Origin of the sequence: Flavimaricola marinus, assembly GCF_900184895.1 — a bacterium.
Classification (GTDB): Bacteria; Pseudomonadota; Alphaproteobacteria; order Rhodobacterales; family Rhodobacteraceae; genus Flavimaricola; species Flavimaricola marinus.
On the sequence record NZ_FXZK01000001.1, the window covers coordinates 1,152,296 to 1,174,303 of the forward strand.

16 protein-coding genes are annotated in these 22,008 nt (G+C 63.6%); 5 read left to right on the top strand and 11 right to left on the bottom strand.

What is annotated here, in order from left to right; genetic code table 11:
- Nucleotides 1–56: 56 nt before the first annotated feature.
- From LOM8899_RS05605 to LOM8899_RS05655, 11 genes are all read right to left on the bottom strand, one after another.
- On the bottom strand, nt 57–614 hold the full coding sequence (locus tag LOM8899_RS05605; RefSeq protein WP_093991108.1) for a pyridoxamine 5'-phosphate oxidase family protein: 558 nt from the start codon (nt 612–614) through the stop codon (nt 57–59).
- Entirely contained in the window at nt 607–1,647 is a 1,041-nt protein-coding gene (locus LOM8899_RS05610; protein ID WP_093991109.1) for a lipocalin-like domain-containing protein, read from the bottom strand. Before LOM8899_RS05610 ends, LOM8899_RS05605 begins: the two co-directional genes overlap by 8 nt.
- Complete coding sequence (locus LOM8899_RS05615) at nt 1,637–4,030, bottom strand: ABC transporter permease (protein WP_093991110.1); 2,394 nt, start codon at nt 4,028–4,030, stop codon at nt 1,637–1,639. Before LOM8899_RS05615 ends, LOM8899_RS05610 begins: the two co-directional genes overlap by 11 nt.
- A complete protein-coding gene (locus LOM8899_RS05620) occupies nt 4,027–4,683 on the bottom strand; it encodes an ABC transporter ATP-binding protein (protein ID WP_093991111.1) in 657 nt (218 codons plus the stop codon). Before LOM8899_RS05620 ends, LOM8899_RS05615 begins: the two co-directional genes overlap by 4 nt.
- A gap of 67 nt (nt 4,684–4,750) precedes the next feature.
- Complete coding sequence (locus tag LOM8899_RS05625) at nt 4,751–5,014, bottom strand: hypothetical protein (RefSeq protein WP_133064981.1); 264 nt, start codon at nt 5,012–5,014, stop codon at nt 4,751–4,753.
- 147 nt (nt 5,015–5,161) lie between these two features.
- Nucleotides 5,162–7,198, bottom strand: a complete 2,037-nt coding sequence (gene pbpC / locus LOM8899_RS05630; RefSeq protein WP_093991444.1) for a penicillin-binding protein 1C — start codon at nt 7,196–7,198, stop codon at nt 5,162–5,164.
- Nucleotides 7,198–12,627 carry an alpha-2-macroglobulin family protein gene (locus LOM8899_RS05635; protein ID WP_093991113.1) on the bottom strand — a complete coding sequence of 1,810 codons (5,430 nt, stop codon included), beginning with the start codon at nt 12,625–12,627 and terminating at the stop codon, nt 7,198–7,200. The genes pbpC and LOM8899_RS05635 overlap by 1 nt, the downstream gene beginning before the upstream one ends.
- A gap of 95 nt (nt 12,628–12,722) precedes the next feature.
- Complete coding sequence (gene yaaA, locus LOM8899_RS05640) at nt 12,723–13,508, bottom strand: peroxide stress protein YaaA (protein WP_093991445.1); 786 nt, start codon at nt 13,506–13,508, stop codon at nt 12,723–12,725.
- A gap of 268 nt (nt 13,509–13,776) precedes the next feature.
- Complete coding sequence (locus tag LOM8899_RS05645) at nt 13,777–14,631, bottom strand: oxygenase MpaB family protein (RefSeq protein ID WP_093991114.1); 855 nt, start codon at nt 14,629–14,631, stop codon at nt 13,777–13,779.
- Nucleotides 14,632–16,668: a DNA helicase RecQ gene (recQ, locus tag LOM8899_RS05650; protein ID WP_093991115.1), complete on the bottom strand. Its 2,037-nt coding sequence runs from the start codon at nt 16,666–16,668 to the stop codon at nt 14,632–14,634.
- Nucleotides 16,669–16,801: 133 nt separating this feature from the next.
- Nucleotides 16,802–17,089, bottom strand: coding sequence for a YggT family protein (locus LOM8899_RS05655; protein ID WP_093991446.1), 288 nt, complete (start codon nt 17,087–17,089; stop codon nt 16,802–16,804).
- 134 nt (nt 17,090–17,223) lie between these two features.
- Between LOM8899_RS05655 and LOM8899_RS05660 the strand changes: the two genes are divergently transcribed.
- From LOM8899_RS05660 to LOM8899_RS05680, 5 genes are all read left to right on the top strand, one after another.
- Nucleotides 17,224–17,766, top strand: coding sequence for an acyl-CoA thioesterase (locus LOM8899_RS05660; protein ID WP_093991116.1), 543 nt, complete (start codon nt 17,224–17,226; stop codon nt 17,764–17,766).
- An 85-nt stretch (nt 17,767–17,851) separates the two neighbouring features.
- Nucleotides 17,852–19,222, top strand: coding sequence for an MFS transporter (locus LOM8899_RS05665; protein ID WP_093991117.1), 1,371 nt, complete (start codon nt 17,852–17,854; stop codon nt 19,220–19,222).
- Entirely contained in the window at nt 19,219–20,136 is a 918-nt protein-coding gene (mepA, locus tag LOM8899_RS05670) for a penicillin-insensitive murein endopeptidase (RefSeq protein WP_093991118.1), read from the top strand. Before LOM8899_RS05665 ends, mepA begins: the two co-directional genes overlap by 4 nt.
- 1 nt (nt 20,137) lies before the next feature.
- Nucleotides 20,138–20,995, top strand: coding sequence for an esterase-like activity of phytase family protein (locus LOM8899_RS05675; RefSeq protein ID WP_245820443.1), 858 nt, complete (start codon nt 20,138–20,140; stop codon nt 20,993–20,995).
- Nucleotides 20,996–21,078: 83 nt separating this feature from the next.
- A complete protein-coding gene (locus LOM8899_RS05680) occupies nt 21,079–21,702 on the top strand; it encodes a queuosine precursor transporter (protein ID WP_093991120.1) in 624 nt (207 codons plus the stop codon).
- Nucleotides 21,703–22,008: the final 306 nt, after the last annotated feature.

Consider the following 22,008-nt stretch of genomic DNA (forward strand, 5'->3'; position numbering starts at 1 on the left):
GTTACCCTTGCCGCGCCTATGCTGCTACGCAAAGTTTCGTCAGCGGAGGCCAACGATCAGGGAGACAACCACTGCCCTGCCCAGTCCCCATCTCGCACGAAACGCGCCCGCCGGTGGTCAGCCCCCAGATGCACGGCGTCAATGGTGTAGACGCGGCAGCGCAGGACCGCAAATGTCGCGGGGTCGGGCACTTTGGCATAGGCCAGTGCATCGGCAATCGGCTGACCGGGGGCCGGGGTCACTCCATAGCTTTGGCGCGAGGGGTCCGGCACCTTTGCCCAAATCTCGGCCACGTCGGGACCGGAGGCGATTTGCACATCGGCTTGAACCCGTACCTGCAATTGTTGCTCCGCATCCCAGACATGCAGGGCCGCTCTTGGTAGCTTGCGCAGGCTTGCAATCTTGTCTGAGTGCAGGTCCGTGTGAACTTCGAGCACTGCCTCTTCTGGACGTGCCCCGCGCAGGACGACGGTCCGGGCCTCCGGCCAGCCGTCCGGGCCTTGAGTCGCTAGGACCACATGCCGCGCAGGAGCGGCCCTGTCCGCCACGCCGTCGACCAAGGTTGCCCAAACGCGGCGGTGGATGCCGTCCAAGGTCTCAAACCAGTCACTCATAGCCCGTCATCTCCAGATAGCCTTGGCCGGTGTGCGTGCCAGTGACCCTGATCGGGCCCTCCCAATAGGGAACACTGACATCCATCCACGCTTGGGTGTTGATCGCGGACACCGTCACATCCACCCCTCGGTCGGGCAATTGCACCTGCCATTCGGTCGGAACTTGGCGACCCGCCACTTCAGTTTCGGCCAGTGGCCGTGCGGCAAAGGCTCCGTCGGGGTAGGCGGTCGTGGTGCCGTCAGGCTCGATCCACGTGGCCGAGGTATAGTCCCCGTCGCCGCGAAGGCGAAACCCCATCAGCCGCGCCCCGTCGTCGAACACGAGGCTGAACCAATCCCAGCCGCTTTGTCCCTCGGACAGCGGCTGTGTGGACCATTCCCTGTCTAGCCACGCCGTCCCGGTCACGGGGATCTCGCGATCCGATAGGCTTATAGAGCCCTCGATCGCAAAGAACGGCTGCGAGTAATAGTAGCTCGCCTGTCCCTCGGCCGATTTCACCGAATATCCCGCGTCACCGTGGAACACGAGCGGGCCTTCGGCTCTCAACTCCATGTCATATGTGAAGTCCGGCCCGCTGGCCGTCATGCGCATCTGATCAAAGCTGTCGCCCGCCATTTGCCAGTCGTCAATCCAGACAGCAAAGGGGCTGGCTGTGGCACCTGCCTGCCCGATACCGCCACGGGCCAACCGTTCCGCGACGAGGTGACGATCTGGCAGAGTGACCGCGGCATGACCCATCCAGACCTGCGGCGCCGTCCAGCCTTCGCCCGCCTCGGGCGCGAGGGCAGAGCGGAACACCGTCCATTGCAGACCGTATGGCGTGCCATCCGGTCCGGTAAGGTTGGCCGTCAAATACCACCATTCGATCCGATACTCTGGATGCGCCGCATGGTCGGCAGGGAAATCAAATGATGTTCCGCGTTGTGGCACGGCAAAACCTTCGCCCCCCGCCCCCAAGCCTGCGAAACCTTGGCCAATGGCCGCAAGTGGCCAAAAAAGAGCAAGGCACAGCGTGGCGGCTTTAACGTTCATTGGAGAACACCTTGAGCAACATGGATGGCGGCGTTCGGGCCAGTCGTCGCGCCGGCCACAATGCGGCCAATAGCGCCGCGATCATCGCGAAGCCTGCCAATCTCAAGTAGTCCAGCGGAAAGAAATACATCGGCAACCGCCATCCGAACGCCTCGACATTGACGACAGCGAGTAGCACCCAAGCCAACGCCAGCCCCAACGGAATGGCACAAAGCGTCGTCAGAACCGCCAAGAGCACCGCCCGGATCAACTCAAAGCGTCCTAGTGCCTTTGCCGTCACTCCAAGCGCCCAAACCGGGGCCAGTTGCGGCACCCGAAGTGCCGCCAGCGTGAGCAGGCTCATCAAAATGGCAAAGGCTGCAACGGCAAGCGTCAGCACATTCAACGCTGTGGTGACGGTAAAGGTGCGGTCAAAGACCTCTAGCGAGAACGCTTTGATCGCGGCCTGATTGGTCATCGCCTCGTCGCTCAGGCCAAACTCGTCGCGCAATACGGTGCGCAATCCCTGCACCTCGTCCAGCGGCAGCCGTAGACCAAAACGGAGTGCAGCGACTTCGGGATAAAGTTGGCGGAACAACGCCTCCCCAAGGATCGCCTGACCGACCGGGTTGCCATAATCGCCATAGATACCGACGACCGGCAGGCTCGTATTCGGCGCGACAAGGATCATTTCTGACAGGGCCAAGCCGGCACGCCGTGCCAGTTGTTCATTGACCAGAATCCCCTCCCCGCGGGCGACGCTGTCCCACGCACCGAGGTTGGCCTCCAGAAACTTCCAGTTGTCACGATAGGTCGCGTCATCGCGAGCGGCATAGATCGCGCCGGGCACGCCGGCCAAATCCCTGTCGACCGCCATCAGGGGCAGAACCGACCGGACACGAGGGGTCACGAAGGCTTCCAACGCTTCGGCCTGCCCCTCGTCCGACGCCGTGACATAAAGTTCGGAGGCGAGGCGCTGATCGAGGAACCCGGTGAACGTCAGCCGGAACGACGATACCATCGTCGAGACACCCACATTCGCGGCCATCGCCAGCAGAAGCGCCATCAAGGCGAGCGATAATCCCGGCAGTTGCTGCCGGGTATCGGCCCAGAACCATTGCCGCAGGCCGGGCGCAGCACGCGCTTCGCCCAGCCGAAGGCCGACGTCGAGGAGCATCGGCAAAGCCAGAGCCGCACCTATCAGCAACGCAGCCAGCAGCGCAAAGCCGGCCGCCAATCCTTCGCCAAACATAGCCAACCCCGCAGCCACGACCAGAAGGCCAAGCGCCGCAAGCCGCTGAATCCGCCGATCGACGCCCGCCGACATGGACCATGCCCGAGGCTTGGCAGCGGCCAGCAGCGGCATCCGCCACAGCTTCCAAAGTGCGGCGGACGAGGCGAGCAACGTGCCGCCGACCGCCATACCCAGCCCGGACAGCCACCAGATAAGACGAAGCGACAACGTCCCGCCCACATCGGCACCGTAGAGGCCCCGCAGCGTAGCCGCCACGTCCGGCAACAAGGCGGCCGCGACGACATAGCCCAAGCCGACCCCGATCGTGCCGGCCAGCAGAGCAAATCCCAGAAGCTCCAAGATCATCAACCAGATCAGCCGGTTGAGCGGAACGCCAAGAGCACGCATCGTGCGAACCACCCCGCGGCGCTGCTCAAACACCAAGCCGATTGCGCCATTCACGATGAAAATGCCCACAGCAAAACTGAGAAAACCAAATGCGGTGAGGTTCAGGTGAAAGCTATCTGTCAGCCGGCCAACGTCGGATCCCGCATCGGCCACGCGACGTGTCAGTTCCGGCGCCACCTCAGCCAACGGCTGCTGGCGCAATGGTTGCACAGGGTCCACGATCAGCCTCGACACCTGTCCCTGCCGGCCCAGCAACCGCTGAGCCACCCCGATGTCGGTGATGACCGTTCCGGGCGCGATATCATTGGCCACCACCTTCTGAGCAGGCACGTCACCGATCAACTCAAGCGCCTCGGCACGGCCAAAGACCTGGCCCTCGCCTAGCAAGAACGCCTCGATATCCGTGCCGTCCATGGCCTGCACAGGGGCCAGATCGCCGGGCGCGGTCAACACGTCGAGACCTACGACGCGGACCCCTTCAAGACGCCCCTCGACCACAGGGCTGACGCGCCAGCCGGCGCGACGGAGCGCGACGTAGGTCTCTTGTGGAATAAGGTCTCCACCTTCGGCCACAAGCTGGTCGAACCGCCCCTCCCCCAGGGTCGCCGCAGCGGCATCATAGCTGGCCCGGGCTTCGGCATTGATCGCCTGCACCCCAGACCAAAGGGCTGTGGCCAGAGCCAACCCCGCCAAAAAGGTAAAGAGCTGCAGCGGGTTGCGCCGCCAATAGGACATCAGCGCCGACAGAATAGTAGCCGTCATGCCACGACGCCGGCGCGCAGATGCAAACGCCGACCCATTCTGGCCGCCAGACGCTCCGAATGGGTGACCACCATAAGACCCGCACCGCTTTCCGCGACAAGGTCGAGCATCAGGCCCAGCACCGCGTCCGCGCTCGCCTCGTCGAGGTTTCCCGTCGGTTCATCGGCCAGCACCAGCTTTGGACGGGCGCAAAGCGTTCGGGCAATCGCGACGCGCTGTTGCTGACCACCGGACAATTGCTCGGGATACTTGGCCAGTTGCTCCGTCAGGCCCAAGCGCTCAGCGAGGCCTTGCGCAGCATCGACGTCATACTGACCCGCGAGACGCGCTTGAAAGGCGATGTTGTCCCGCACAGCCAGGGACGGGATCAAGTTGAACTGCTGGAAGATCACCCCAACGGTGGTCCGGCGAAGTGCCGCGCGTTCCCCGTCGTCCAGCCCCGCCAAATCGATGCCTGCCACGGTGATCGACCCGGCATCGGGCGTATCCAGACCCCCGACGAGATGCAGCAGAGTGCTCTTGCCGCTGCCGGATTCGCCCGTCAGCGCCAACGTTTCCCCTGCTGCGAGATCGAGGCTGACCCCGCGCAATACGGGCAAGGGTCCATCCGCACTTGCGAACGCCTTGGTCACGTCTTTGGCCGACAACAACATACAGATCCCCTCTACCCGGCTTAGATAAACCAAAACGACGATTTGGAAAGCGGGAGTCCCGATAGGATCATCGCCCAGTGATCGGCTCCCAGATCGCCAAGCAAGCGGTCATCCCCAGCAATGCGAGGGTCAAGACGACAAACCGCCATTTCTGCAATCTGCGGGACGGATCGGCGATCCACTCACGGACCGCACCAACAAAGGTCAACGGCCCGGGGTATAGCTGGCCGGACCGAGCCCGGCCCCGCGCGGCCAGTTGAAACAAAATCCGAAACGCTTCGACGCTCCAGGCCAGAAAAAGCACTCCCTGCGCTATCATAAATACCCACATGCTCAGCGCCCTTTTATTCACACCTGTCAAGCCGAACATGCCCACCGGCCCGAGGGATAGGCAAGACCCGGTCACATCTCTTCATATTGGCAAATAAACTCATCTTTTGGCGGAACAGCACCCACCCGGGGCGGGGGTTGTGATGGCTCAGCGCATCTCCACAAAGCTCTGGGCCGACCGGCCGGTGGCATCGATCACTGTCAGCGCCGAGAAGCCAGCGCCGAGACTGTCCAAGACGGTTTCTCGGCTGCGCGTTCTGACCAGTGGGGCGCCATTCGCAAGCCAGGTGAACGGGGCTATCCCGTCGCGCACTTTGACGGTCAGAACGTCGCCCTCCACGACCGCGCCATCGGGTGGAAACGCGATGGCCGGCGCGCCTACATTCGCCCGCTCCTGCGAAGAGCCAAAGCGCTGCAACGGCAACGGCAAGCGGTCGTTGCTGACCAACAGCGTCGCGGGCGGCGGCGGGGCCAAGGGTTCCACCGTGCCGAGCCGCGCAAACACATCGAATAAGACTGGCGCTGCCAAATCGCCGCCAAAGACGCCCGGCACGGGTGTGCCGTCCGCCCGCCCGAGCCAGACCCCGACGACGTGCCTTCCATCGAAGCCCATGGCCCAAGCATCCCTGTGCCCATAGGACGTGCCGGTCTTGAAGGCGATCTCGGTGTCGATCACACCACTTGGACGTGGCGTTTGGCGCAGGATGTCGGCCACCTGCCACGCGGCCACGTCACCCATCACGACGCGAGGGACGAACCCAGGCGTCGGCGCGCTACCCCAATGTAAATCGACCCGCGTGCCACCGTTGGCGATCGCCGCATAGAGCCCCACCATGTCCTCCAGTCGCAGCCCGACACCGCCCAATGCGACCGCAAGGCCGGGTCGGCCGCCGGGGATCACGGGTTCGGCGCCGCTGCGGCGCAGACCGGCAAGCAAGTGCTCCGGCCCCAAGGCTTGGGTCAGACTGACGGCGGGCAGGTTGAGCGACAGTTGCAGCGCCCGCCGCACCCGGATTTCGCCCCGCCACAGACCGTCGAAATTTTGCGGCCGATAGCCGTCAAAGTCAGTGGGCCGGTCGGCGATCATCGTCTCGGGATGCGCCAGCCCCCGGTCGAAGGCGAGGCCATAGACCAACGGCTTCAGCGTCGAACCGGGCGACCGCAGAGCCTGCGTCATATCGACAAACCCTTCACGGGCGTCGACGACATATCCAGACGATCCGACCGAAGCGAGCACGTCGCCCGTGGTATGGTTCGCCACCATGATCGCCACCTGAAGCCGATCGCCATGCGGCGCAACGGCCGCCGCGGCCAGCGCCTCCAACCGGGCCTGAAGTCCCGCGTCGATGGTCAGGTCGTGACGCACTTCGAGCGGAGCCGCATATCGCGCTCTGTCGGCAAGATGCGCCGCGAGGATCGGGAAATCCCGCCGAACCGAAGGTGACGCTTCGGTCAAGGCTGCCTCGACGGTCTCGGCATCCAAGATCCCGTCCCGCAGCATCCGACGCAACACGCGATCACGCGCGGCGTGAGCGGCCTCAGGATCGCGGTCTGGCCGGCGCGAAAGCGGCGCTTGCGGGATTGCCACCAACAAGGCCGATTCAGCGGGCGTCAGCCGTGCGGGTGGTTTCCCGAACCATGCGAACGTCGCTGCTCGCACGCCTTCGAGGTTGCCGCCAAACGGGGCGTGGTTGAGGTAAAGCGTCATGATCTGCTCTTTGCTCAACTGCCGTTCCAGCGCCCATGCCACCCGGATTTGCCGCAGTTTGCCCTGCCATCGCCCGGTCCCCGAATTCTCAAGCAGCCGCGCCACCTGCATCGTCAGCGTTGAGCCGCCCGAAACCAGCCGCCCATAGCGAACGGCCTGAGCGAACACCCTGCTCATTGCGACGAAATCGACGCCGCCATGGGTCCAGAACCGCTTGTCCTCGTAGCGCACCAGCATGTCGACATAACCGGGATCGACCGCATCCAGCGTGACCGCCAATCGCCATCGCCCCTCGGGCACGAGATAGGGGCGTAGCAGCTCTCCATTCCTGTCGCGCACCTCGACGGAGTGCTGGAACGCCAGCGGAGGCAGCACCGTCGCGCCGATGAACCGATCAAATGCGTCCCGCCCCAACGCCCCTGTCCAAAGGACGAGGGCAAGGGTCAGAAGCCAACGGCCGTATCGTCGGCTTCGGATCACTCGGTCACCGAGATCTGGCCAGTGTCCGTGTTGGCGCGCATCTGCGGCCGATACATGTCTTCTACGCTCGCCGCAGGATGGCGGAAGCTACCCGGTGACACCGCGCGCACCACATAGGCCAATTGGAACGAGGCGTCGGAGCGCCAATTGACGGCCGCCAAGAACCGATCCTGCCGGAATTCGGCATTCTCGCCGCGCACAGGGTCAAGCCACTCCAGCGCCCGGATATCGCCACCGCGCAGCAAGTTCGGATTGTCGATCTCGAACCCGGCGGGCAGCGGATCGTCGACCATCAAACGGGCTTCCTGTCGCCCAAAGGGCTGCACCGTCAACACGGTGACAAGGCGAGTGCCGACCGGCACACCGTCGGGCGAAGTCGTCTCGCCGTCCATCGTGTAATAGTCGCGCCTGATGCTGAAACCGTTGCCCCCTGCAGGCTCTGGTTCGAGCGGCACGCCAAAGGTCGTGACAGTCAACTCCGTCGGTTTGCCGCCGGTGTTTGCCACGTTGATCGGTGCAGCACGGGCGGACGCGTCACGCAACCGGACGAGTGGGCCGTCCGGTGCGACGCCGTTGATCGTCAGCCCGGTATCTCGGATGTCGTCAATCAGTGCATCGGCGGCCAGAAGTGTCCAGACGGCCTCTTGAGTCGAAACCCGGTCGCCCGCGCGCGCAAGCCGGGTCGACAGGAGATCGGCATCGACGACCGCGCTGCCCGCCTCGACGGCCAGCGCCAGAACGGCGGCGTTGTCGCGCCGAACAGATCCATAGTCAGACCGCCAGACAGAGGCTTCCCGATCATCCGGGATCGTGGAGATCCTCAAGACTGCTCGGCGGAACATCGCATCGGCCCGCTCCTGATCGCCATAGAACGCCAGAGCCGCCCCGAGTTGCGCCGCCGCAAGCGGGGTGGTGAAGGCATCCGCCCGTTCATCGACGTAGTAGCGCAAATCGCCGATTGCAGCCGCCCCTTCACGGGCCAGCACCATCAACGCATAGGCGATATCCTGACCGCCGGATTCAAAGTCGGGGGCATAGTTCACCCGGTTGCGCAGGTTGTCTATCGCGGAGTCAAACGCACGATCCGGCACTGTGTGTCCGCGCGCCCGTGCACGGCTCAGGAAATCAGTGACATAGGCGTCAAGCCACAGGTCTCCGGAATAGGGGCCCCAGAGGCCAAAGGCGCCGTTCGCGGCCTGATTGCCCAGCACCGCCTGAATGGCCTCGGTAATCCGCTGTTCGATCTCGTCGCCGTCGGCAAGGCCCATCGCCTGAGCCACGTCGTTGAAGTAGATGAGAGGCAGCGCCCGGCTGGTGATCTGTTCCGTGCAGCCGTAAGGATAGCGGTTGAGCGCCTCCAACAGGCCGGGGGCGTCGAACCGGGCAAGCGGCCCGATGGAAAGCGTGGCCGAGCCTGATCCGGGCGAGAATCCCGCGAAGACCTGATCGTCGAACGTGAACGTCGAACCCGCCGCGAGCGTGAACCGCGAGGTGCGCGATACCTCGGGATCGTTGAGCATGACGGGAACGGTAAGCACCTTTTCCAATTCTCGGCCATCCGGCGTGGTCAGGGATACGGTGATTTCATGGAGTCCGATCTCATCGGCCACAAAAGGCACCCGGTAAGTCTGCTTTGCACCCTCCGCCAGTTCGAAGCTGCTCGGCACGACCTGATTGAAGATCGACAGTCCATCGGCACTGACGACTAGTTGCATGGTGCCGGCAGGCCCATCCGCATGGACGATTTCAAGCAGCATTCGACTGCTGTCCCCCGGCGCCATGAAACGCGGCACGCTGGCCGTCACCACCACCGGGTCACGCACCAACACATCGGCTTCGGCCTGACCAACGGCCTGACCGGACCATGCCACCGCCATCAGACGGACCGTGCCGTTGAACGAGGGCAGGTCAAAAGTGACTTCGGCGCGGCCATCCGGCCCAATCTCGATCGGTCCGGAGAAGTAGGACACCAGCTCCTCGGTTGGTGGCGGCGCGTTCTGGCCGCTGTTGGCCTGCGCATCCCCACCAGAGCGGACGGTGCCCATTGCGCCGTTCATCCCGTCGATGAGCCGCCCATAGATGTCGCGCAACTCGACGCCCAATTTGCGTTGCCCGAAGTAATGCCCCTCGGGATCGGGGCTTTCAAACCCTGTGATGTTGAGGATCCCGACGTCGACCGCAGCTAGGGTGACATAAGCCTGATCCGTCGCGCCTTCGACCTGCATCTGCACGGTCAGCGGGCCACGCGGCGCGACGTCGGCGTTCCAATCAAGGCTTAGGGACAACTGCTTGTCACCCGGATCAACCGGGGCGTAAGCAAGGCCCATTGAGCGCGCTGGGTTGCGGTCTTGCCCCACGTCCATCGGTCGAATGACAGACGCCGTGACATAGGCACCTGCGCCCCACTCCTCGGTCACTGGCAAAGGAATGATGTTTTCACCTTCGCTCACTTCGACCGCCTCGATCGAGACGACCCGATTGGTCATCACAGTGACTATGGCGGTGCCTGCATAGCGCGGGACGATGCGGAAATTCGCCGTATCACCAATGGCGTAGTTCTCGGCGTCCAGAGAGGCTTCGAGCAGATCCGGCGTCGTGCCCGCGTCGGCTGGGGCATACCACCCTGCATAGAAGGTATCTGATGCAGCGATATACGCGCCGTCGGTTCGTTCGACGACAATCTCGTATTGGCCCCACTCAACCGGAGCGGACACCTCGACAGGCGTTGCCCCGAGCGCGACCGAGCCGGTAGCGATCCGGGTGCGCGTCGTCGTCGGCTCCCAGTTCCAGTCGCCGTATAGCTGATACCACTGGTAGGTCGTGCGCAGGCGGTTGATCGTCCATTGAACCTGCATCGGCTCTGCCGTGAGATCGGGGCTCAAGCCGATGAGGCTGAAGCTGGCATTGCCGCCTTCGGGGATCACATCCTCGGCTGCAGGGCGAATGCCGATCATTGCCATGTCGGGGCGAACCGGCACGGTCAGGCTGCGCTCGACGGGACGGCCAGAGCCTTCGGTCAGCCGAAGGGTCGCGACGGCCTCAAGCGGTTGGGACGCCCCTCCGAAGACCTCGGGCAAGTCCAATCCGACGATCGCGCTACCATCGGAATCGGTTCGGGATGCGCCGGAAATGCCCGCAAGTTGTGCTTCGAACCGCTCGTCATGGCGACCAAAGACAAAGCCCGGCCAAGCGTCCACACCATTTGCCGCGCGTAGCAATACCTCGCCCTCAATCGGCAGATCAGGGGCGGGGGGGCCAAACAGGTAGTTGGCCGCGACAGCGATCGCCGAAGGCTGGCCCAGGCGTAGGAACGGCTCTGTGACCATGTCGAAATCGATGCGTTCCGGCAAGAAATCTTCCACCAGAACCGACGCCGTCGCCAATGGCGGCGCATCGACATCGGCGAGGACGTCGATCTTCCAGGATCCGCGCGGTGCGGTGCCGACCGTCGCCAGGGCAAAGACGTGCCCGCCCGCGCTGTCGTCTGTGCTGCTGATGCGGCTATATTCGACGCCGTCAGGCCGGCTGAGGATCGCCGTCAGAGGCACGCCGGGCAAAGCCCGCGCCTTCGCGTCACGCATCAGGGCGGTCGCCCAAATCGTCTCTCCCGCCCGATAGGCACCCCTGTCGGTCGTCAGAAAGACATCGATCGGCGGCGCAGGCTCTCTTCCTTCGACCCCCCTGTCGGACAGATCGAATGCCGGCTCGGTCAGCGACAGGAACGCAAGATCGTCCGGTCCGTTCCGGACAGTCACCAACCCCGGCGCCGAGGATCCGGTGCCGCGCGATAGCCCGGCATCGAAACGGGCTAGTCCCGTCGCGTCTGTCTCTACGGTCCCAAGCACGCTATTGGCCCGAGACAAAAGCTGAACCTCTGCGCCTTCGACCGCCGTCGCATCGCCAAGGCTACGCACCACGACGGTCAAACCGTCGACGCCCTGCATCGTCGCGATCCCCAAATCCGACAACACGAACCACTGGGTCGCAGGCGGGTTGTCATCCCGATCGGCGCCAGGAACCGAGGCCTGAAGGACATAGACGCCCGCCTGTTGATCAGCCAACGCCTCAGACAAGGGCACCCGAGTCAGGCTGTCCTGATTCAGCTCACCCTGAACCTGCGCGGTCCCCGTCCAGAACACCTCGCCGATCTGGTCGGTGAAAAAGCTCTCCTGCCACGCATAGAGGGGGCTGGCGAAGAGATCCTCCTGCATCGACCGCAGGATATTCCGGTCGCTCATCCGGGCCAGAGACAGCTCGACTGTCTCGAGGTTCACCGTCTCCAACGGCACCGCAATGTCACCCATCCGAGGCAGCACATAGGCGCGGCTGACAAACCGCGCTGACGGCGTCCGGTCCCGGACATAGAGCGACAGTTCGACGGCCCGAACGAGCGTCTCGCCACTCTCGGCGGGGAGACCCTCGCGCATGACGACACGGTAACGCTCGCCATGCTGAACCCCGTCGATGCAAAGCTGGTCGCCGTTGACAGACACGGCCAGCCGCGGATCGGGAAGCTGCACATAGGTGGCGTAGTCGACGCCGGCCTGCACCAACGGCTCCGAGAAAAGCGCACAGATCCGGGGTGTTGCGCTATCGCTCTGCACATCCGTATCGGCAACTCGAAAGCCGTAGAGCCCGATCGCGCGCTCGAGCGCGGCCTCGGTATCGCGGCGCGGCGCGATGTCCTGAGCCAACCGCAAGGCCGGGATGGTCAGGCGACCGCGCTGCTTGGCTTCGAGGCTCAGAGCCATCTCGCCGAGAATCGAGGCCTGTGCCCCGGCGCTCTCCGCCCGAAGGTAGGCATTGATGATTGCCGGCAAGGAATTGTTGCGCGCAGCGTTCACATCGGCCGAATTGTTACCTGTGACGATCCGCCCAAGGCGACCATACTCGAGCCAAAGGTCGGACCTGTCCGTCAGGCTGACCGCCGCCCCGGTAAACCGAAATGCGCCAAGGGTATCGCCCCGTCCCCGAGCTTGATCGGCCGCGGCCAGAAGGGCGCCGGCCGAAAACTCGTCCGCAGCATGCAGACGGCCAATTCCACCTGCAAGACTACGGGCCGCCGAGATGTCCGCATCGGCCAGAAACGCCAGATCGGCCAGCCGCGTCGCTGCCAGATTCCGCACGGCCGGCGGGGTCCGGATCACTCGGCCTGAAATCGCACCCGAGTAAGCCTCGACGACACCGGTATCGACCTTCGGAAAGCACGCGTTCGAGCGTTGGTTGAACGTAAATGCGGTGCATTGGCCGTTGGAAAGGCAGGCGTTCTGGCAAGCGTCCAAAGTGGTGTCGAAGATGGCCGATATGTCACCGCCCGGATAGTCGACGTCACGGGAGATGACGAAACGCGCGTCCGGTGTCGCCTCTTGTCCGGTGGCAATGGACCCAATCAGGGCCAAAAAAACAACGGCGATCAATCTGTGCATCGGTAGAAATCCCTTTGGGCCGGAATGGGCAAAGGGTCGCACACCGAATACAGTCAGATCAACGTCGCAGTTGTGCAGATTGTGGCGGGTTTTCCTTACTTTCCCTCAGATGGCTCGGGATAATCGCGCAGAAAAACCCAAGCATCGTCGCCACTTAGATCGGCATCGAAGGCATATCCACCGGCCGAGAAATCCTTGATCGCCTCGGCGTCGACCAATCGGTTCTGCGTGATGAACCGGGCCATCGCGCCACGCGCCCGCTTGGCAAAGAAGCTGACGATCCGGGGTCTGCCCTCTTTCACCTCCATGAATTGCGGCGTGATGACGCGCAATTTCAAGGACTTGCGATCTGCCGCCTTGAAGTATTCCTCGGACGCGCAATTGATCAGAGTGTCCGTTCCAAGCGCCTGCGCCTGATCGCGGAGGGCCTTGGCAATCTGATCGCCCCAATAGTCGTAAAGCGTTGATCCTCTTCGGGTTTTCAAGCGACTCCCCATCTCAAGCCGATAGGGTTGGATGGCATCGAGCGGACGCAGCAACCCATAGAGCCCCGACAGGATCCGCAGGTGGTCCTGCGCCCATTGCAGGTCTTCGGGCTCCAGCGTCTTGGCCTCAAGCCCTTGATATGTATCACCATTAAAGATGAACGCAGCCGGGCGCACGGCCTCGGCATCAGGTTCTGCCGCAAAGGCGCGAAAGCGATCCCGGTTCAGCCGGGCGAGGTCGTCGGATATGCCCATCAACGACTTCAACCCGCCAAGTGTCAGATTTTTAGCGGTTTTTGACAAACGGACAGCGTCGTCCTGCCACGCGGGCCGAGTGGCTGGTACTGCGACGGGCGATAGATCGAGCGACTTGGCTGGCGAAATCACGGTGAGCATGGGCATCCTTCGGGTTGTTCCTGTGGGGATGTAGCGGGCCTCGGGGGCTAGGGCAAATCGCAGACCGTCAAAATCGCGAATCAATAGGTTAACCGCCCGAAACAAGCTGCGGTATGACGTCGGTACCACGTCGGTATGGCGTAGGTGTCGTTCTCGGGATCGGCCCCGTTAACGGCCCGCACCACAAACCTTGCCGAAGTGTTGAAGAAGCACCGGCGACACATGCGCCAATCGCCCGGAACGGGCATATCGCATGCGCCGAAGGCGCTCATTTTGGTAGCGGTCTGGTCGGAAATGTTCCGAGTTCTTCGATCTTGTAGCCGCGCGGGTAGCTCGGTCGTTTGATGCGGGTGTGGAGGTGCGGGCGGCGTCGGTCCGGCAGAAGCCTCAGTGCGCCGGCCCGCAGCCGCATCGCCCCCTTCAGCAAGCCGCGCAACCAGCCCGGTGCGGCATCGAACCCCATCGCCTGCAACAAAGGGGCATCCATGAACGCATGTGCCGCCGGCCGTCCCAACGGAATGAGAGCCTTGGGCAAATAGAACGACAGCAAAAGATCACGGGTCACCGCGCCAATTCTGGCGTTGCTCTCGGCATAGGCAAATTGCCGGGCCTCATATTGTCGGTTGAACGCCTCGAACGCATCCCGGTCTTCGGGGATTTCCAGAATGCCCATGGCATGGCCCAGCGCCCTGTAATGCGCCCAGATCGCCGCTTTCTCGTGCTCGGTCAGCGCCCGTTTGCCATAGCTGTCCAGCCATCGCTCCGGCTCGAACACGAAGGTCGACAAGACATAGAGCATGTCATCGTTGCTGATCCTGTACGCGCCGTGCATCGCGTTCATCCGGGCAAGGGCGGCTTGACCACGATCGCTGTCCAATCCGTTCTCGGTGATCTCCGACAGGATCAGTTCGGTATCGTCATAGCGCTTGCGCGTATCGCTCTCGAACGCTCCGATCTTGGCCAAGAGCCCCGAAATCGACGGCACGGCATAGGTCCGAAACAGGGCAAACTCCAACGCCCGCTCGATATCCCATGCGAATTCGCATGATCCCAGAAGGTGCACGATCCGGGTCGCGTCGGCCTCACTGTCCAGCGCGGCAATCTCGCGCGCCCAGCGCCCCATCTAGCCCTCCCGCAGAACGTCGAGCAGCGCCGGGCCAAACCGCTCCGCATGGCGCTCGCCGATCAGCCGCTCCAGCGCCGGCAAATCCTGCGGCTTGAGTTGTGCCACCTTGGCCAGTGCCGAGGCCGACAGGCTCATCGGTTTCCCCGTGCCGTCCTCGCCACGGGTCAGGGCCGATTGCGCGGCCAGAAGCCGGTCGTAGATGTCGCCCGCGTCGCGTCCCGCCAGCTTCCGGCGCCGGGGGTGGACCTCCTCGGCGGCTCCGGTGATGACCTCGAGAAACGCCTGCCCGTAGCTTTCCAGCTTTTTCGCCCCGACGCCGCCGATCCGGGCCATCTGGTCGAGGGTCTCTGGCCGGGTTTCGGCCATCTCGATCAGGGTCTTGTCATTGAAGATGATATAGGCGGGGGCGTTCAGCTGTTCCGCAAGGAACCGCCGCTTGGCCTTCAGTGCGCTCAGCAGCGGCGCGTGCTCTTCCGAGACCAGTTCGCGCACCTTCGGCCCGGTGCCCCGCGCCGCGCGGATCGTGTCCTTGCGCAGCGTGATCCCCTCTTCGCCCCGCAGGATCGGCCGTGCCTTGTCGGTCATCCGCAGCGCCCCGTGCCGTTCCGGATCGGGCCGCATCAGATCATGCCCCATCATCTGCCGGAAGATCGCCTGCCATTGCCGCTTGTCGTATTCCTTGCCCACGCCATAGGTGGGCAGGCTGTCATGGCCGCGCTGGCGGATTTTCTCGGTATCGGCCCCCAGAAGGATGTCGATCAGATGCCCCGCCCCGAACCACTCCTCTGTCCGCAGCGCCGCAGACAGCGCCATGCGCACCGGCGTCGTCCCGTCGAACACCTCGGCCGGCTTGTCGCAGAGATCGCAATGGCCGCAGGGAGCCGGATCTTCCCCGAAGTAACTGAGCAGCGTCTGCCGACGGCAGGTCAGCGCCTCGCACAGCCCAAGCAGCCCGTTCAACCGGGCATGATCCGCCGCCCGCCGTTCTGGCGGGGCGAGCCCTTCGTCGATCTGTTGGCGACGGTAGCGGATGTCGTCCGGACCAAAGAGCGTCAGTGTCTCGGCCGGAGCCCCGTCGCGCCCGGCCCGTCCGATCTCCTGGTAGTAGGCCTCGATGCTCTTGGGCAGATCCGCATGGGCGACCCAGCGGATATCCGGCTTGTCGATCCCCATGCCAAAGGCGACGGTGGCCACGACGATCAACCCGTCCTCCTGCTGAAACCGGCGCTCGGTCACGCGGCGGGCCTCGGCCTCCATGCCGCCGTGGTAATGCGTGGCCAGATGGCCCGCCTCGCCCAGCGCCCGCGCCAGCGATTCCGTCTTGGCCCGCGTTCCGCAATAGACGATCCCCGACTGTCCCTTGCGGGCGGCGGCAAAATTCAGGATTTGGGCGCGCGGGCTGTCCTTGGCGGCAAAGGCCAGATGAATATTCGGCCGGTCAAAGCCGCGGAGGAACACTTTCGGCGGTTGCCCGTCAAACAGCTTGCGGACGATCTCGTCGCGGGTTTCGGCATCGGCCGTGGCGGTAAAGGCGGCCAGCGGCACGTCGAGATACTGGCGCAACTCACCGATGCGCAGGTAATCGGGCCGGAAATCGTGGCCCCACTGGCTGACGCAATGGGCCTCGTCGACGGCGATCAGGCTGACGCCGACCCGGCGCAGCATCTGCGGCACCCCGCCCGACGCCAGCCGTTCGGGTGCCATGTAGAGCAACCGCAGCGAGCCGCGCTCCAGCGCCTCCCAGACCTCCGCCGTCTCTTCCTCGGTATTGCCCGAGGTCAGCGCCCCCGCCTCGACGCCCGCCTCCTTCAGCCCGCGCACCTGATCGCGCATCAGCGCAATCAGCGGCGAGATCACCACCGTCACCCCGTCGCGCACCAGCGCAGGTAGCTGAAAGCAAAGCGACTTGCCACCGCCGGTCGGCATGATGGCAAGGGTGTTCTCGCCCATCGTGACCGCCTCGACGATCTCTTGTTGGCCGGGGCGGAAGGCGTCAAAGCCAAAGACATCGCGCAAAAGCGTGGCAGCGCTCATCGGGTGTGCACCTGTGAGGTTAAGGGCGGATTGCTCGTTGCCCCCATCCTTACACAGGCAGAGATTCGGTGAACAGGGGGCGATCTCGCTCCCCCTTCATCTTGGCAAATAAACTCATGTCGATCCCGTCGGATCAGACAAACATCCCGATATTGTTCCGCAGGATGATCTCCAGCGCATAAATCGCGATCAGCGCCACGATGGGCGACAGGTCGATGCCTCCCATGTTCGGCAGGATCCGGCGGATCGGGCCGTAGATCGGCTCCAGCAGCCGGCTGAGCCCGTACCAAAGCTGGCTGACAAAGGGTTGCCGGATGTTGAGCACCTGAAACTGGATCAGCCAGCTCATGATGAAATGCGCAAAGATAAAGAACCGGGCGACGCCCAGAATGAGCATGAGGATTTCAAACAGGGATTGCATCGGGGCCGTCTCTCCTATTGCGACGGGCATCAGGTAATGTCGACGGAGCCCGAGGGCAATGCCTTTCCCCGAGGTCAATGTTGACGTGAACGTCAACTTGGCTAGCAAAGCATCGAAATCCGAGGCATTTTTCGATGTATCCGTTTATCCGTCAATTCAAGTCGATCTGGTCCGCCAAGCGCCAATCGCCCCTGTCCATTCTGGATGTACACGTCTCGCAGCATCGCTGCTGGCCCCATGATCTGGACATGTATCTGGAGATGAACAACGGCCGGGTTCTGACGATGCTTGATCTGGGCCGTTACGGCCTGGCCGTCCGGGCCGGATTGATCAAGATGCTCGCCCGCGAAAGATGGGGCCTGGCCGTCGCCGGGGCCACCACCCGCTATCGCAAGCGCATCCGCCCCTTTGCCAAGTTCGAGATGCGCACCCGCTGCATCGGCTGGGACGACAAGTTCCTCTACATGGAGCAGACGATCTGGCTGGGCGAGGAATGCGCCTTTCAGGGATTGCTCCGCACCTGCCTGACCGACCGCAACGGGATCGTCTCGACCCAGCGCAGTCTGGCCGCCTATGGGGCCGATCCGACCTCGCCCCCGCTCCCCGCCTGGGTGCAGGCATGGATCGACGCCGACGCCGTCCGCCCCTGGCCCCCGGAGCGCCCCGGCCCGCGCTGACCCGTCCGCACCTTGCGTAACAAAAACCATAGCTTGCCTTGCCCAGCCTTTTATTGCTTGATCCCCGCCAAACGGGGGGAACTGCATGGCGACGACGGCAAAGAAGCGTATCTGGGGCTGGATGGCGTTCGACTGGGCGACGCAGCCCTTCTACACTCTCGGCCTGACCTTCATCTTCGGCCCCTACTTCGCCAGCGTCGCCACCGAATATTTCGCCGCCAACGGCATGACCACCGAGGCCGCGGATGCGCAGGCCCAGTCGGTCTGGTCGCTGGGCCAGACCGCCGCCGGTCTGTTCATCGCCTTTACCGGCCCGGTTCTGGGCGCCTATGCCGACAGCACCGGCCGCCGGATGCCGTGGATCATCGGCTTCTCCGTCCTGTACGTCCTGTCCACATGGATGATGTGGTTCATGCTGCCGGACGGTTCGGCCCTGTGGTTCTGTCTGATCGCCTTTGCCATCGCCTTTGTCGCCGCTGAATTCGCCCTGATCTTTACCAATGCCCAACTGCCCGGTTTGGGCGATCCCTCGGAAGTGGGCCGGATCAGCGGCGCCGGTGCCGCACTGGGCTATTGGGGCGGTGTGACCGGCCTGTTCATCATGCTGCTGTTTTTCTTCGAGGCCAATCCCGAGACCGGCACCACCCTGCTCGGCGCCGACCCGGCCTTTGGCCTCGACCCCGACGCCCGTGAAGGCACGCGCATCGTCGGCCCGTTCATCGCGATCTGGTACGCGGTCTTCATGATCCCGTATTTCCTGTGGGTTCGCGAAGTCCGCCCGGTCGTCAAGCAGGGCGGCTTCAGGCTCGCCATGGCTGATTTCTGGCGCTCGCTTCGCTCTATCGCTGGCCGCGACAGCCTGAAGGGCTTTCTGTTGTCGTCGATGTTCTATCGCGACGCCCTCAACGCCCTGTATGGGTTTGGCGGCGTCTACGCCGTGCTCGTGCTCGACTGGACCCTGATCAACATCGCCATTTTCGGCATCGTCGGAGCCATCACCGCCGCCATCGCCACGTACCTCGCCGGTCGCGCCGATGCCCGCTATGGCCCCCGTCCGGTGATCATCTTTTGCATTCTGATCCTGATCGTCGTCTGCACCACCATCATCGCGATGTCGCGCGAGTCTCTCTACGGATTTGCCATCGCCCCCGGATCGACCCTGCCGGACACGATCTTTTACGTTTGCGGCGCAATCATCGGCGGCGCCGGTGGCGGCCTCTACACCGCGTCCCGTTCGATGATGGTGCGCCACACCCATCCGGACCGCCCCACCGAGGCATTTGGATTGTTTGCCCTGTCCGGCAAGGCGACCGCCTTTATGGCACCGGCGATGATCGGTGCCGTAACTTTGATCACCCAAAGCCCGAGACTGGGTATTTCGCCTGTGATCCTGCTTTTCTTGTTGGGTCTGCTTCTGCTAATGTTCGTCAACAAGAACGGAGATCGCGACGCATGACCCGACTGCCCCTTTTGATGATTGCCCTGTTGGCGTTGGCCGCGTGCCGGTCGGACAACACGTCGGTCAGTCAGGCGGCCCCCGCCGCCGTATCGACCCAGAACGCGGGCGACAATCGCGCCGCCAAAGCGTTGTTCGGCGCGATGCAGACCCCGAGCAACCAAGCCCCCGAGGCGTTGGGTTTCTATTCCCGCGGCTGTCAGGCGGGCGCTGTCGCCCTGCCCGAGACCGGCCCGACATGGCAGGCCATGCGACTGAGCCGCAACCGTAACTGGGGCCAGCCCATCCTTGTCGACTACATTCAGGATCTCAGCCGATTTGCCGCGACCCAGCCCGGTTGGGCCGGCCTTTACGTCGGCGACATGGCGCAGCCCCGCGGCGGCCCTATGCTGACCGGCCATGCCAGCCACCAGATCGGTCTGGACGCCGACATCTGGATGCTGCCCCCCGACCGTTTGAACCTGACCCGCCAGGAGCGTGAGGATCTCTCTTCGATCTCGACCCGCCGCGCCAACGGTGCCTATACCAACGACAACTGGACCCCGCAGCACGAGGCGATCCTGCGCCAAGCCGCGTCGGATCCCCGCGTCGACCGCATCTTCATCTTTCCCGGCGCCAAGGTCGCGATGTGTGAAAATGCCACCGGGGACCGCAGTTGGCTGCGCAAGATCCGCCCGTGGTATGGCCATCACTATCATTTCCACGTCCGTCTGAGCTGCCCCCCCGGCGACCGCACCTGCGAGACTCAGGCCCCGATCCCCGCCGGCGATGGCTGCGACGATGCCCGTCAGTGGGTGGCCAACATCCTGAACCCGCCGCCGCCGGATCCCAACGCGCCGCCCCCCGCGCCCCGCCGCGAGGTGACGATGGCGACCCTGCCGGCCCAGTGCACCGATGTGCTGAACAGCAACTAGCGTGTCGTTCAAAGCCGTTCTCGTAGCCCTTGCCATGCTGGGGCCCTCTCAGGCTGTGGCGGAGGCCGAGTATCTGGGATCGTATCAATGGGTCGACGACCGCTCTTATTTCGGCGGCTTTTCGGGCCTCGAGGTCAGCGACGACGGCATGAGCTTTGTCGCGATCAGCGATTCCGGCTACATGACCGATGGTGAGTTCCTCCGTGAGGACGACCGGATCGTCGGCTTGACCGTCGGTCCGTTCCTCGGGTTGAAGGACCGCAACGGCAATACCATGGGCGGCGGCTGGACCGACAGCGAGGGTCTGGCGATTGCCCCCACCGGAGAGCGCTTTATCAGCTTTGAGCGGATCGCCCGCGTGCGCGCAGAGACAGGTGAAAACGGCCGGCCCACCATGTTGCCTCGGATAGAGGCGTTTACCACGATGCAGCTCAATTCCGCTCTGGAGGCGCTGGCGATCGGCCCGGACGGTGCGCTCTACACCATCCCCGAGCGGTCTGGCCGCGTGGACCGCCCATTTCCGGTCTATCGCTATCTGAACGGCACTTGGGACGTCCCCTTTTCCCTGCCACGGATCGAGCCGTTTCTGGTCGTGGGCGCGGATGTCGGCCCGGATGGATTGCTCTACGTCTTGGAGCGCGATTTTACCGGCATCGGGTTTCGCAGCCGTGTGCGCCGGTTCGGGCTCGACGGATCGGGCGGTGAGATCCTGCTGGAGACGGCGAACGCCACCTTCGACAACCTCGAAGGCATCGCCGTCTGGGCCGACGATCTGGGCATCCGTCTGACCATGCTGTCGGATGACAATTTCAAATGGTTCCAGCGGACCGAGTTCGTCGAATACCGCATCACCGATTGACGCCCGCGTCCGAGCGGCCTAAAGGGGCGCGTCCCCGATCGGGGGCCAAGTGCCGCACCCTTGCCAAAACGGACCCTAGTGACATGAAACTCCTTCCCGGCATCATTGCCATGGCCGCCATTGTCGTGGCCTCGAACATCCTCGTGCAATTCCTGATCCTCGACGGATTGCTGACATGGGGTGCCTTTACCTATCCGCTCGCCTTTCTGGTGACCGACGTGATGAACCGCGTCTATGGGCCGAGCGCCGCCCGCCGGGTCGTCTTTGTCGGCTTTGTCACCGGGGCGATATGCTCGCTGATCGGCAGCCAGATCATGCTCGAATACGGCCCCGCCGTCGCGCTGCGCGTTGCGGTCGGATCGGCAACGGCGTTCCTCGTGGCGCAACTGCTGGACGTGGCGATCTTCAGCCGCCTGCGCGACGGCGCGTGGTGGCGCGCGCCGCTGGCGTCGACCCTGATCGGATCGACCGTGGACACCGCTCTGTTCTTTGGCATCGCCTTCTCGGCGGCGATTTCCTTTGGCCCGAATGCAGATGCCGCCATCGAATGGGCGCAGGGCCCGGCGGCGTTCCTTTTGGTCGGACCGGAGATGCCGCTCTGGATTACTCTGGCGGTTGCGGACTGGGCCGTAAAGCTGGCCGTGGCCCTGATCGCGCTGTTTCCATTCCGCCTAATCACTGGGCGCATGATGGCGCGCGTGGTGTAACGCTCTTATGAAATTTACCGTCGATGGTATATTTTAAATTGACATACACCAAATCTGTGCCAGCTTTGAGTTAGGCGAAATCAACGAAAGGAGGTGATCCAGTGCATCATAAGGTATTGGAGAAGTGTGTCGGGACAGCTTGGGGGACGCGTATCTAGGGCAGCCCCTGGAGACGAAGCAACCCAGGTGGGCCAGCGATTAGGTGAGACCTAACCGACGCCACCTCCTGAACTTAGGAAGGGCCGTCCCATCGCCGGGGCGGCCCTTTTTCAATGCCGGACGCTCTGTCTGTGTCCGACAGGCCCA

Bases quoted from the DNA above. Each gene is read 5' to 3' on its own strand.
- LOM8899_RS05635 (WP_093991113.1), bottom strand. From the start codon at position 12,627: ATGCACAGATTGATCGCCGTTGTTTTTTTGGCCCTGATTGGGTCCATT.
- LOM8899_RS05620 (WP_093991111.1), bottom strand. From the start codon at position 4,683: ATGTTGTTGTCGGCCAAAGACGTGACCAAGGCGTTCGCAAGTGCGGAT.
- LOM8899_RS05605 (WP_093991108.1), bottom strand. From the start codon at position 614: ATGAGTGACTGGTTTGAGACCTTGGACGGCATCCACCGCCGCGTTTGG.
- LOM8899_RS05655 (WP_093991446.1), bottom strand. From the start codon at position 17,089: ATGCAATCCCTGTTTGAAATCCTCATGCTCATTCTGGGCGTCGCCCGG.
- LOM8899_RS05610 (WP_093991109.1), bottom strand. From the start codon at position 1,647: ATGAACGTTAAAGCCGCCACGCTGTGCCTTGCTCTTTTTTGGCCACTT.
- mepA (WP_093991118.1), top strand. From the start codon at position 19,219: ATGACCCGACTGCCCCTTTTGATGATTGCCCTGTTGGCGTTGGCCGCG.
- LOM8899_RS05645 (WP_093991114.1), bottom strand. From the start codon at position 14,631: ATGGGGCGCTGGGCGCGCGAGATTGCCGCGCTGGACAGTGAGGCCGAC.
- recQ (WP_093991115.1), bottom strand. From the start codon at position 16,668: ATGAGCGCTGCCACGCTTTTGCGCGATGTCTTTGGCTTTGACGCCTTC.
- LOM8899_RS05615 (WP_093991110.1), bottom strand. From the start codon at position 4,030: ATGACGGCTACTATTCTGTCGGCGCTGATGTCCTATTGGCGGCGCAAC.
- LOM8899_RS05660 (WP_093991116.1), top strand. From the start codon at position 17,224: ATGTATCCGTTTATCCGTCAATTCAAGTCGATCTGGTCCGCCAAGCGC.
- yaaA (WP_093991445.1), bottom strand. From the start codon at position 13,508: ATGCTCACCGTGATTTCGCCAGCCAAGTCGCTCGATCTATCGCCCGTC.
- LOM8899_RS05665 (WP_093991117.1), top strand. From the start codon at position 17,852: ATGGCGACGACGGCAAAGAAGCGTATCTGGGGCTGGATGGCGTTCGAC.
- LOM8899_RS05680 (WP_093991120.1), top strand. From the start codon at position 21,079: ATGAAACTCCTTCCCGGCATCATTGCCATGGCCGCCATTGTCGTGGCC.
- LOM8899_RS05625 (WP_133064981.1), bottom strand. From the start codon at position 5,014: ATGTGGGTATTTATGATAGCGCAGGGAGTGCTTTTTCTGGCCTGGAGC.